Raw genomic sequence first — 11,573 nt, forward strand, 5'->3', positions numbered from 1 at the left:
GCCACCGCCGCCACCGCGGCCCTGGCGCTGCTGCGGCGGGCGCCCGCCGCGCCGGCTCCGCTCACCGCCGCCCTGCCGGTCCTGCGGTGCCGCCTCGTCGTCCAGGCGCAGGGTCAGCGAGATCCGCTTGCGCGGGATGTCGACGTCCAGCACCTTCACCTTGACGATGTCACCGGGCTTGACGACGTCCCGAGGGTCCTTGACGAACGTCCTGGACATCGCCGAGACGTGCACCAGACCGTCCTGGTGGACGCCGACGTCCACGAACGCGCCGAAGGCGGCCACGTTCGTCACGACACCTTCCAGGACCATCCCGGACGACAGGTCGGAGATCTTCTCGACGCCCTCCTTGAAGGTGGCCGTCCTGAAGGCGGGCCGCGGGTCGCGCCCCGGCTTCTCCAACTCCTTGAGGATGTCGGTGACCGTCGGCAGACCGAAGGTGTCGTCCACGAAGTCGGCGGGCTTCAGCGAGCGCAGTACGCCCGTGTTGCCGACGAGGGAGGCCACTTCCTGACCCGTGGTCTTCACCATCCGGCGGACGACGGGGTACGACTCCGGGTGCACGCTGGAGGCGTCCAGCGGGTCGTCGCCGCCGCGGATGCGCAGGAAGCCCGCGCACTGCTCGTACGCCTTCGGGCCGAGCCGCGGGACCTTCTTCAGCTGGGCACGTGAGGTGAACGGCCCGTTGGTGTCCCGGTGCGCCACGATGTTCTCGGCGAGCGACGAGGTGACGCCGGAGACGCGCGCGAGCAGCGGCACGGACGCGGTGTTGACGTCCACGCCGACGCCGTTCACACAGTCCTCGACCACCGCGTCCAGCGAGCGGGACAGCTTCACCTCGGACAGGTCGTGCTGGTACTGGCCGACGCCGATCGACTTGGGGTCGATCTTGACCAGTTCGGCCAGCGGGTCCTGCAGCCGGCGGGCGATGGAGACCGCGCCGCGCAACGACACGTCCATGTCGGGCAGTTCCCGGGAGGCGTAGGGGGACGCCGAGTAGACCGACGCGCCCGCCTCCGAGACCATCACCTTGGTGAGCTTCAACTCCGGGTGTTTGGCGATGAGTTCACCGGCGAGCTTGTCGGTCTCGCGGGAGGCCGTGCCGTTGCCGATCGCGACCAGCTCGACCGCGTGCTCCTTGGCGAGGCGGGCCAGCCTGGCGATCGCCTCGTCCCAGCGGTTGGCCGGAACGTGCGGGTGGACGACGTCCGTGGCGACGACCTTGCCGGTCGCGTCGACCACGGCCACCTTCACGCCCGTACGGAACCCGGGGTCGAGCCCGAGCGTCGCGCGCGTACCGGCCGGGGCGGCCAGCAGCAGGTCGCGCAGGTTGGCCGCGAACACGTCCACGGCCTCGTCCTCGGCGGCGGTACGCAGCCGAAGCCGCAGGTCGATGCCGAGGTGGACGAGGATGCGGGTGCGCCAGGCCCAGCGGACCGTGTCCCGCAGCCACTTGTCGGCGGGCCGGCCGTGGTCGGCGATGCCGAAGCGGTGGGCGACGATCCCCTCGTACGACGACGGGCCGTCCGTCGGCTCCTCCGGCTCCAGGACGAGGTCGAGGACCTCCTCCTTCTCGCCGCGCAGCATGGCCAGGATCCGGTGCGAGGGCAGTTCGGTGAACGGCTCGGCGAAGTCGAAGTAGTCGGCGAACTTGGCCCCCGCCTCCTCCTTGCCCTCGCGCACCTTCGCGGCCAGCCGCCCGCGCACCCACATGCGCTCGCGCAGCTCACCGATCAGATCGGCGTCCTCGGAGAACCGCTCGGTGAGGATGGCGCGGGCCCCGTCGAGCGCGGCCTGGGGATCGGCCACCCCCTTCTCCGGGTCCACGAACGCCGCCGCCGCGGCCGCCGGCTCCACGCCCGGATCCCCGAGCAGCCCCTCGGCCAGCGGCTCCAGGCCCGCCTCCCGGGCGATCTGCGCCTTGGTCCGCCGCTTCGGCTTGTACGGCAGGTAGACGTCCTCCAGCCGCGCCTTGGTCTCGGCGCCGCGGATGCGCGCCTCCAGCTCCTCGGTCAGCTTGCCCTGCTCGCGCACCGACTCCAGGATCGCGGTGCGCCGCTCCTCCAGCTCCCGCAGATAGCGCAGCCGTTCCTCGATCGAGCGCAGCTGCGCGTCGTCGAGCATCTCGGTCGCTTCCTTGCGGTAACGGGCGATGAAGGGCACCGTCGAGCCGCCGTCCAGCAGCTCCACGGCGGCCCTGACCTGCCGCTCCCGTACGCCGAGCTCCTCGGCGATCCTGCCTTCGATGGACCCTGTGAGGGGTGTCGTCACGATCCCGTACCGCCTTCTCACTCCACTGGTGCGCCGCAATTCTGACAGGCCCCACCGACAATCGGCGCCCAGGGCACCACCGCGTCGCACCAAATCCGCGCCCCTTGCCGGGGCGACGCCCGTCGGGCCCGGGTGGCCGGGGTCCTGTGGCGTACGCGGCGACTGCCGTGGCGGACGGTGAGCGCATGGCAGGAAAGGTGGGGAATTCGTCGTTGCGGTCGCTGTACCGGGCGTCAAGAATCGGACGCATGGCGCAGCGAACCGTTCTCGTCGTCCTCTTCGACGGCGTGCAGAGCCTTGACGTCACCGGGCCCCTGGAGGTGTTCGCCGGTGCGGAGAGGGCCGTACCGGGGACGTACCGAGTGCGTACCGCCTCGCTGGACGGCGGGCCCGTACGTGCCTCCAGCGGGCTGGGGCTCGTACCGGACGGCTCGCTCGCCGGGGCGCCCGCGCCGCACACGCTGCTGGTCCCCGGCGGCGAGGGCACCCGGCGGCCGGACGCGCGGCTGGTCGAGTGGGTGCGTGGGCACGGGCCGCGGGCGGCCCGGCTGGTCTCGGTGTGCACCGGGGCGATCCTGCTGGCCGAGGCGGGTCTGCTGGACGGCCGGCGGGCCACGACCCACTGGGCGTACTGCGACAAGCTCGCCCGAGACCACCCCGCCGTCAGGGTCGACGCCGACCCGATCTACGTGCGCGACGGCCACGTGGCCACCTCGGCCGGTGTGACCTCCGGCATCGACCTCGCCCTCGCACTCGTCGAGGAGGACCTGGGCCGCGACACCGCGCTCACCGTCGCCCGCCACCTGGTGGTCTTCCTGCGCCGTCCCGGGAACCAGGCCCAGTTCAGCGCCCAGCTCGCCGCCCAGACCGCGACGCGCGAGCCGCTGCGGGACGTACAGCAGTGGATCACCGAGCATCCGGCCGCCGACCTGTCGGTCGAGGCGCTGGCCGCACGCGCCCGGCTCTCGCCGCGCCACTTCGCCCGCGCCTTCCGGGCCGAGACGGGCACCACCCCCGGCCGCTACGTCGACCGGGTACGCCTCGAACACGCTCGCCGGCTGCTGGAGGACACCGCCGACGGCGTCGAGGAGATCTCCCGCGCCAGCGGCTACGGCACGCCCGAGGCCATGCGGCGCGCGTTCGTCAAGGCGTTGGGCGCCGGCCCGGCCGAGTACCGGCGCCGGTTCCGCCCCGTACCCGTCACCTGACACACCCGACACCTACCGAAGGAAATCCCGTGCAGATCGCCGTCGTGCTCTTCGACCGCTTCACCGCCCTGGACGCCGTGGGCCCGTACGAGGTCCTGAGCCGCCTCCCCGGCGCCGAGACCGTCTTCGTCGCCGAACACACCGGTCCCGTCCGCACCGACACCGGGCACCTCGCGCTCACGGCCGACAAGACCCTCGCCGAGGTCCCGGGCCCCGACCTCGTGGTCGTCCCGGGCGGTCCCGGCCAGGCGGCGCAGATGGAGAACCGGGCCCTGCTGGACTGGCTGCGCGCCGCCGACGCCACCAGTACCTGGACGACCTCCGTGTGCACCGGCTCGCTGCTGCTGGCCGCCGCCGGATGCCTGGACGGCCGCCGCGCGACCTCGCACTGGCTGGCGCTGGAGCAGCTCAAGAGCTTCGGCGCCGAGCCCACGGGGGAACGGGTGGTCTTCGACGGCAAGTACGTCACGGCCGCCGGTGTCTCCTCCGGCATCGACATGGGCCTGACCCTGCTCGGCAGGATCGCGGGCGACGAACACGCCCAGGCCGTCCAGCTGCTGACCGAGTACGACCCGCAGCCGCCCTACGACGCCGGATCCCCGGACAAGGCCCCCGCGCACCTCGTCGAGGAGTTCCGCGTCAAGAGCCGCTTCATCCTGACGTAGGGCCCGGTGCGAGGTCCGGTCCGCCGACGCTCCAGGAGAATCGCGGCGCCCGGCGTTCCAGGAACGCCGTGACCCCCTCCGCCGTGTCGCCGCTGGCACGTGCCTGCTCCGTCCAGTGGGCGTCACGGTCCGTGCGGCCGTCGGCGAACTCCTTGGCCGCGGCCTGGGTCAGCCGGGAGCGGGAGACGAGGACGCGGGTGAACTCCGTGACGCGCCGGGTGAGCCGGCCCTCGGGCAGGACCTCGTCGACCAGGCCCGTGCGCAGCGCGCGCTCGGTGTCGATCAACTCGCCGGAGAACAGCAGGTACTTGGCGGTGGCCGGGCCCACCAGGGAGACCAGACGGCGGGTGGAGGGGGCGGGATAGACGATGCCCAGCTTGGCCGGGGTCACGCCGAACAGCGCGCCCGCCTCCGCGAACCGCAGGTCGCAGGCCGCCGCGAGCTGGGCGCCGCCGCCCACGCAGTGCCCGCGCACCGCCGCCAGCGTCGGCTTGGGGAACGCGGCGAGGGCCTCCTCGGCCAGCACCGCCAGGCGCTGCGCCTCCTCGGGGGAACCGCGCAGGGTGGAGATGTCGGCACCCGCGCAGAACGTTCCGTCCGCGCCCGTCAGTACCAGGGCGCGTACGCCCGGATCCGCCGCCAGCTTCTCCAGCAGCGGCGGCAGCGACCGCCACATCGCGGCCGTCATCGCGTTGCGCTTGGCCGGATGGTGGACGACGACGGTGGCGACCTCGTCGGTGACGTCGTGCAGCAGCTGCGGCTCCATGCGCCGGATGCTATCCGTACCCGGTGAGCGTTTGATCAGGGAGGGGAGGGGGACCAGGGGAGCGGGGGGTGTGGTGCGGCAGTGAGGAGGCGCCGATGGCCAGGTTCACCAAGCCCCGCAAGCCCCGCAGCGAAACGGCGAAGATGCGCCGCGGTTTCAGCTGGCTCGCCGGACTCGGGGTGCTCCTGGTGGTCGCCGGACTCATCGGACTCGTCTACACGGCCGCCGTCACCCTGACCTCCATGCTCCTGTTCGGCTGGCTGCTGCTGGTCGGCGGGCTCGTCGGACTGCTGCACGCGATCCAGGCCCGCGGTTCCAGCTTCTTCTGGCTCAGTGTCATCGTCGCCGCCCTGAACATCGCCGCCGGAGTCGTGATCATCAGCCGCCCGTACGAGGCCGCCGCCGCGCTCACCATGTTCGCCGCCCTGCTGTTCCTCACCGGCGGCCTGTTCCGGGTGGTCGGCAGCGCCGTCGTGCGCGGCCCCCAGTTCGGCTGGACGCTCCTGCTGGGCGTCTTCTACCTGCTGCTGGGCGTCCTGGTGCTGGCCAACTGGCCGAGCAACAGCCAGTACGTCATCGGCGCGTTCATCTCCCTCGTCCTCCTCTTCGACGGACTCGGCCTGATCGCCACCGGCTTCGGCGGCCGCCGTGTCGTCGGCATGGTCTCCGACCAGGCGGCCTAGACGACGTACGGGCGGCGTACGGGCGACGTACGGGCGACGCACCGGCCCACGGACCGTACAACCCGAAGAGTTCGCGAAGTCGGTGCGGACGGGGCAAGAGCGGTCCCACACGTGACCGAGTCATACGCCAACGGTCGGAAACCGCTCGAAACACGCTGACTTGTGTTCAGTCCTTGGGCGAGGAGCGGTGCGTTACCAACACTCGACGTGTGGTGACAATCGAGCGCGAGGGTGGCGACCGGACGATGGACAACCACGGGCGCGGGTACGGCCCGCGCCCAGAAGGCGGCGCGGGGGCACCTCTGGACGACGGGCCGCTGGACCCACTGCCGTACGAGGGGGTCTGGCGGTTCACCGCGCCCGCCGTCGACGCCTCGGTCCCGCAGGCCCGGCACGCGGTCCGGGACCTGCTGTCGCGCCAGGGCGTTCCGGCCTCGGACGACCTGGTCCACGGGCTGCTGCTGATCGTGTCCGAGCTGGTCACGAACGCCGTACGGCACGCGGCGCTGCTGTCGCCGATGCTCGCCGTGGAGGTCGCCGTCGGCGCCGAGTGGGTGCGGGTGTCCGTGGAGGACAACCACCCCTACCGCCCGACCGCCCTGGAGGCCGACCACGCGCAGACCGGCGGCCGCGGGCTGCTCCTGGTCACCGAGATCGCCCGGGAGGCCGGCGGGGTCTGCGACGTCGAGCACACGGCGAGCGGCGGCAAGGTGATCTGGGCCGCCCTGCCGCTCAAACCCGCGCGCTGATCGCTCCGCCGGAAGCACGGTGATGAACCCGCGGGCCGGTGGGGGCCGGTCGTGCCCACGGTGGGGATCCCCCTGCTCGTCAAGAGCTTGGGGAGGAGCCTCACACCAATACGGCCCCGGACCTCACCAAGGCCGCTCAGTCCGCGTCGGCCACCACCGGCCCGCCGGCCCCCGTCGGCCGGGGCTCACCAGCCGGCCGGCCCCGTCAGCTCCCTGATCGCGGGCCGGGCCGCGTCCAGCACGGTCGGGAACCAGACGGAGAAGGTGCCCTCCGCCTGCCGCTCCGCCAGCTCCGCGGGCGTCACGAACGCCGTGGCCCCGATCTCCTCCTGGTCGGGCCGCAGCGGCGACTGCACCAGGCCGACGAAGAGGTGGTTGTACTCCTGCTCCACCAGCCCCGACCGCGGGTCCGGGTGGGTGTAGCGCACCGTGCCCGCCTCGGCGAGCAGCGACGGGGAGATCCCCAGCTCCTCGTACGTCCGCCGGGCCGCCGCCGCCATGGGCGCCTCACCGGGGTACGGGTGGCCGCAGCAGCTGTTGGACCACACGCCGGGGGAGTGGTACTTGCCCGGCGCCCGCTGCTGCAGCAGCAGCCGGCCGCGGTCGTCGAAGAGGAACACCGAGAAGGCGCGGTGCAGCTGCCCCGGTGGCTGGTGGGCGGCGAGCTTCTCCGCGGTGCCGATCGTCGCGCCGTCCTCGTCGACCAGTTCCAGCATGATCGCGTCCGCGGTGCCGCTCGACGAGCTGTGCTTCGCGGTGGCAGGTGTGATCGGCATACCCATCCTTCGCCTCGGTCCTCGAGCTCAAGTCTGCCGTACGAAACCGGCACTCCCGGCGCTTCCCGGCACCCCGCATGTCCCGCGCGGCGCCACGAGTGGGGTCCAGCAGGTCATCGTGCCCGCCCGTACCCACCCGGAACCGTTCGGGCACCCCGCGAGTTCGGGGCCGAACCCGCGGGGTGCCCGGACCGCGGAGGCCGTCAGTGGCACAGCCGGGCCTCGTGCTGGGCGTGTCCGGTCGGCTCCAGCTGGAAGGTGCAGTGCTCCACGTCGAAGTGGTCGCCGAGGCAGCCCTGCAGCTCGTGCAGCAGCTTCTCGTGCCCGATGGCGTTGAGCGCGTCGGAGCTGACGACCACGTGCGCGGACAGCACCGGCAGACCCGAGGTGATCGTCCAGACGTGCAGGTCGTGCACGTCCTCCACGCCGTCCAGGGCCAGGATGTGCGCCCGTACCTCCTCCATGTCGACGTTCCTCGGCGCCGCCTCCAGCAGCACGTCGAGGGTCTCGCGCAGCAGCTTCAAGGTGCGCGGCACGATCAGCAGGCCGATGACGAGGGAGGCGATCGGGTCGGCGGCCTGCCAGCCGGTGAGCAGGATCACCGCCGCCGAGATCATGACCGCCAGCGAGCCGAGCGCGTCCGCGGCCACCTCCAGGAAGGCGCCGCGCACGTTCAGGCTCTCCTTCTGGCCGCGCATCAGCAGCATCAGGGAGATCAAGTTCGCGACCAGGCCGATCGCGCCGAACACGATCATCAGCCCGCCCTGGGTCTCGGCCGGGGCGAAGAACCGCTGCACCGCCTCGTAGAGCACATAGCCGCCGACGCCGAGCAGCAGCAGACAGTTGGCGAGCGCGGCGAGTATCTCCGCGCGGGCGTAGCCGAAGGTGCGGTGGGGGCTCGGCGGACGGTTGGCGAAGTGGATGGCCAGCAGCGCCATGCCGAGGCCGAGAGCGTCGGTGGCCATGTGGGCGGCGTCCGCGACCAGCGCGAGGGAGTCCGCGAGCAGACCGCCGACGATCTCCACCACCATCACGGTGAGCGTGATCGACAGCGCGATGCGCAAGGCGCCGCGGTGCGCGGCCGCCGCCGTGCCGGTGGCTCCGGCGCCGTGCGCGTGCCCGTGGTGGTGTCCGGCACCCATGTGACTGACCGCCCTCTCCGTCGTTCCGCCCGGGATCACAGTCAACTACGGGTGGGGGGTATGGGGCAAAGCGGCACTGAACACCGTTGTCATGTGCCCTGACCTGCACAGAAACAAAACAGGGCTCAGGCGCCGTGGTGCCGCAGCCAGCCCCGCCACGCCGAGGAGACCATCTCGGGTACTCCGCGCCGGGCGCGCCAGCCCAGCTCCGCCGCGGCCCGCTCAGCCGAGCCGACGGCGCGCGGTGCGTCCCCGGGGCGGCGCGCCTCGACGACGGGCGGCCGCCGGTCCCCGGTGACCTCGCCGATGACCGTGAGCAGCTCACGTACCGACACGCCCTCGCCGCGGCCGATGTTCACGGTCAGGTCGCCGCCGGCCTCCGGGCCGGCCAGCCGCCGGGCGGCGGCGAGATGGGCCTCCGCCAGGTCGGCCACGTGGATGTAGTCGCGGATACAGGTGCCGTCCGGCGTCGGGTAGTCGTCGCCGAAGACGCGCGGTGCCTCGCCGCGGGTGAGACGGTCGAAGACCATCGGCACGATGTTGAACACACCGGTGTCGGCGAGCTCCGGGGCGGCCGCGCCGGCCACGTTGAAGTAGCGCAGGCAGACGGTCGCGATCCCGTGGGCCCGCCCCGCCGCCCGCACCAGCCACTCCCCGACGAGCTTGGTCTCGCCGTACGGGTTCACCGGGGCGCACGGGGTGTCCTCCGTGATGAGGTCCACATCGGGATTGCCGTAGACGGCCGCCGAGGAGGAGAAGACGAACCGCCCGATCCCGGCCTCGGCCACCGCGTCCAGCAGGGCCGCCAGGCCGCCCACGTTCTCCTGGTAGTAGCGGGCCGGCTGCGCGACGGACTCGGCGACCTGCTTGTGCGCGGCCAGGTGCAGCACCCCGGTCACCGCGTGCTCGGCGAGCACCCGCTTGAGCAGCTCCCCGTCCAGCGAGGAGCCCCGGACCAGCGGCACCTCGTCCGGCAGCCGCGCGGCGTTGCCGGCCGACAGGTCGTCGAGCGCGACCACCCGCTCCCCGGCCCCCGCCATGACCCGCGCCACATGCGCCCCGATGTATCCGGCCCCGCCGGTGATCAGCCATGTCATGGTCGTCCAGCCTATGACGGGACAACAGGCCCGCGGCGCGGGTATGCGCGGAATGCTCCGGTCTGGTGCGGAGTTTGTGACCCGGGCCCCGGATCACCGATGATGATCGCGGCAAAGGCTGCGGCAGACCATGCGAGCGGCCCGTGAACGGGCGGTGAACGCGGGCTCCCCGGCATCCGATAGCCTCTGCCGATGCCGCCCGGGTGCCACAGGCAAGCGGCGCCCCATCATGCACATGACCGGCGCGAACGCGTCGGCACCCAGGGAGTGAGTTCGGTTGTCGACCGCCATCCTCACCGGTCAGCCGGTCCCCGGATCGTCGCTCGAGAACGATCTGCGGTCCCTCGGCTTCGACGTGCGGGTCGCCACCGACAGCTCCGACGCCGAGACCCTGCTCGCCCAGGTGCCCGCCGACCAGCGGGTCGCCGTCGTCGACGCCCGGTTCGTCGGCCACCCGCACGCGCTGCGCCTGGGCCTGACCGACCCCCGCTTCCCGCTCGCCGCCGTCCCCGGCGCGGTGACCGCCCGCCCGGCCGGCCGTCAGGCGCTGACCCGCGCGCTCGCCCGCGAGAACTCCGCCGACGGCACCGCCACGGACGGGGGTCCCCCCGCGCGAGCGAAGTCGGGCGTGGGAGAGGTCGACGGCCTCGCCGACCGGATCGCCGACGCCCTGGACGCCGACGGCGCCGACGTGCACCGCCCCGAGCTGGGCAGCCTCGTCGCCGCCGTACCCGACGACCCCCAGACCCGCAACGAGGCACGGCAGGCCGTCGCCGCCGTCGACGACGAGGCCGTCCGCCTGAAGTCGACCGTCAAAGCCCGCGACGGCTTCTTCACCACCTTCTTCATCAGCCCGTACTCCCGCTACATCGCCCGCTGGTGCGCCCGCCGCGGCCTGACCCCCAACCAGGTCACCACCGCGTCCCTGCTCACCGCGCTCATAGCGGCCGGCTGCGCCGCCACCGGCACCCGCGGCGGGTTCGTCGCCGCCGGCGTGCTGCTCATCGCCTCGTTCGTCCTCGACTGCACCGACGGCCAGCTCGCCCGCTACTCGCTGCAGTACTCCACCCTCGGCGCCTGGCTGGACGCCACCTTCGACCGGGCCAAGGAGTACGCCTACTACGCCGGCCTCGCCCTCGGCGCCGCCCGCGGCGGCGACGACGTGTGGGCCCTGGCCCTGGGCGCCATGGTCCTGCAGACCTGCCGGCACGTGGTCGACTTCTCCTTCAACGAGGCGAACGCCGGAGACACGGCTGCCGCCGCCAGCACCAGCCCCACCGCCGCCCTCTCCGACAGGCTGGACAGCGTCGGCTGGACGGTGTGGGTACGCCGGATGATCGTCCTGCCCATCGGCGAGCGCTGGGCCATGATCGCCGCCCTCACCGCGGCCACCACCCCGCGGATCACCTTCTACGTCCTGCTGATCGGCTGCGCCTTCGCGGCGACGTACACCACGGCGGGCCGGGTCCTGCGGTCGGTGACCCGCAAGGCACGGCGCACGGACCGGGCGGCGCGGGCACTGGCCGACCTCGCGGACAACGGACCGCTCGCGGCCTTCACCGCCAGGCTGCAGGATCCCAACAGGCGCTGGTACATCGACCTCCCGCTGCTGCGTGCCCTGCTCGGCGTGGCGTTCCTGTCCTGGGCCCTGTACCTGGGCACCTACTGGTACATCGTCGTGGCGGCCGTCTTCTACGCCGTCTTCTCGGGCCTGGCCCTCTCCCAGCCCCTCAAGGGCCCCCTCGACTGGCTGATCCCCCCGCTCTTCCGCGCCGCCGAGTACGGCACCGTCCTGGTGCTGGCGGCCAGAGCGGACGTGCCCGGAGCGCTTCCCGCGGCTTTCGGCCTGGTGGCGGCCGTCGCCTACCATCACTACGACACGGTGTACCGCATCCGCGGCAACGCCGGAGCGCCGCCGGCCTGGCTGGTGCGCGCCATCGGGGGGCAGGAGGGGCGGACGCTGCTCGTCACCGTGCTGGCCGCGCTGCTCACCGCCGCGCAGTTCACGGTCGCGCTCACGGTGCTCGCCGTGGCCGTGGCCCTGCTGGTGCTCGCCGAGAGCATCCGCTTCTGGGTGGCCTCTCACCTGAGGGGCGCACCCGCCGTACACGACGAAGGAGAACCCGCATGATCGGCCTCGTGCTGGCGGCCGGCGCCGGACGGCGTCTGCGCCCCTACACCGACACCCTGCCCAAGGCGCTGGTGCCGGTGGGGCC

General features: G+C 72.7%; 11 protein-coding genes. 6 read left to right on the forward strand and 5 right to left on the reverse strand.

What is annotated here, in order from left to right; translation table 11 throughout:
• A partial coding sequence (locus DEP02_RS27820; RefSeq protein WP_112470440.1) for a Tex family protein occupies window positions 1–2,271 on the reverse strand: 2,271 nt, incomplete at its 3' end.
• Window positions 2,272–2,519: 248 nt separating this feature from the next.
• On the opposite strand from DEP02_RS27820, the gene DEP02_RS27825 reads away from it, so the two are divergent.
• Both DEP02_RS27825 and DEP02_RS27830 read left to right on the forward strand, forming a co-directional pair.
• Entirely contained in the window at window positions 2,520–3,479 is a 960-nt protein-coding gene (locus DEP02_RS27825; protein ID WP_112470441.1) for a GlxA family transcriptional regulator, read from the forward strand.
• Between the two features lie 29 nt (window positions 3,480–3,508).
• The gene (locus tag DEP02_RS27830) at window positions 3,509–4,144 is read left to right on the forward strand and encodes a DJ-1/PfpI family protein (protein ID WP_112470442.1); all 636 of its coding nucleotides are present in this window, start codon (window positions 3,509–3,511) and stop codon (window positions 4,142–4,144) included.
• On the opposite strand, the gene DEP02_RS27835 is transcribed toward DEP02_RS27830, so the two are convergent.
• On the reverse strand, window positions 4,131–4,910 hold the full coding sequence (locus DEP02_RS27835; protein WP_112470443.1) for an enoyl-CoA hydratase/isomerase family protein: 780 nt from the start codon (window positions 4,908–4,910) through the stop codon (window positions 4,131–4,133). The two genes, DEP02_RS27830 and DEP02_RS27835, sit on opposite strands and share 14 nt — an antisense overlap.
• Window positions 4,911–5,005: 95 nt before the next feature.
• Between DEP02_RS27835 and DEP02_RS27840 the strand changes: the two genes are divergently transcribed.
• Both DEP02_RS27840 and DEP02_RS27845 read left to right on the forward strand, forming a co-directional pair.
• A complete protein-coding gene (locus tag DEP02_RS27840; protein ID WP_112470444.1) occupies window positions 5,006–5,593 on the forward strand; it encodes an HdeD family acid-resistance protein in 588 nt (195 codons plus the stop codon).
• Window positions 5,594–5,838: 245 nt separating this feature from the next.
• On the forward strand, window positions 5,839–6,342 hold the full coding sequence (locus DEP02_RS27845; protein WP_112470449.1) for an ATP-binding protein: 504 nt from the start codon (window positions 5,839–5,841) through the stop codon (window positions 6,340–6,342).
• A 185-nt stretch (window positions 6,343–6,527) separates the two neighbouring features.
• On the opposite strand, the gene idi is transcribed toward DEP02_RS27845, so the two are convergent.
• The 3 genes from idi to galE all read right to left on the reverse strand — a co-directional run bounded on the left by idi (window position 6,528) and on the right by galE (window position 9,357).
• Window positions 6,528–7,118, reverse strand: coding sequence for an isopentenyl-diphosphate Delta-isomerase (gene idi / locus DEP02_RS27850; protein ID WP_112470445.1), 591 nt, complete (start codon window positions 7,116–7,118; stop codon window positions 6,528–6,530).
• Between the two features lie 203 nt (window positions 7,119–7,321).
• On the reverse strand, window positions 7,322–8,260 hold the full coding sequence (locus DEP02_RS27855; protein WP_112470446.1) for a cation diffusion facilitator family transporter: 939 nt from the start codon (window positions 8,258–8,260) through the stop codon (window positions 7,322–7,324).
• A 125-nt stretch (window positions 8,261–8,385) separates the two neighbouring features.
• On the reverse strand, window positions 8,386–9,357 hold the full coding sequence (gene galE, locus DEP02_RS27860; protein WP_112470447.1) for a UDP-glucose 4-epimerase GalE: 972 nt from the start codon (window positions 9,355–9,357) through the stop codon (window positions 8,386–8,388).
• Window positions 9,358–9,634: 277 nt separating this feature from the next.
• On the opposite strand from galE, the gene DEP02_RS27865 reads away from it, so the two are divergent.
• Together DEP02_RS27865 and DEP02_RS34165 are read left to right on the forward strand one after the other, a co-directional pair.
• On the forward strand, window positions 9,635–11,488 hold the full coding sequence (locus tag DEP02_RS27865) for a DUF5941 domain-containing protein (RefSeq protein WP_112470448.1): 1,854 nt from the start codon (window positions 9,635–9,637) through the stop codon (window positions 11,486–11,488).
• On the forward strand, window positions 11,485–11,573 hold an 89-nt coding region (locus DEP02_RS34165), incomplete at its 3' end, for a sugar phosphate nucleotidyltransferase (protein WP_269809379.1). The genes DEP02_RS27865 and DEP02_RS34165, both read left to right, overlap by 4 nt.

The sequence above is a fragment of the Streptomyces triticisoli genome, from assembly GCF_003270085.1.
GTDB classification, from domain to species: domain Bacteria; phylum Actinomycetota; class Actinomycetes; order Streptomycetales; family Streptomycetaceae; genus Streptomyces; species Streptomyces triticisoli.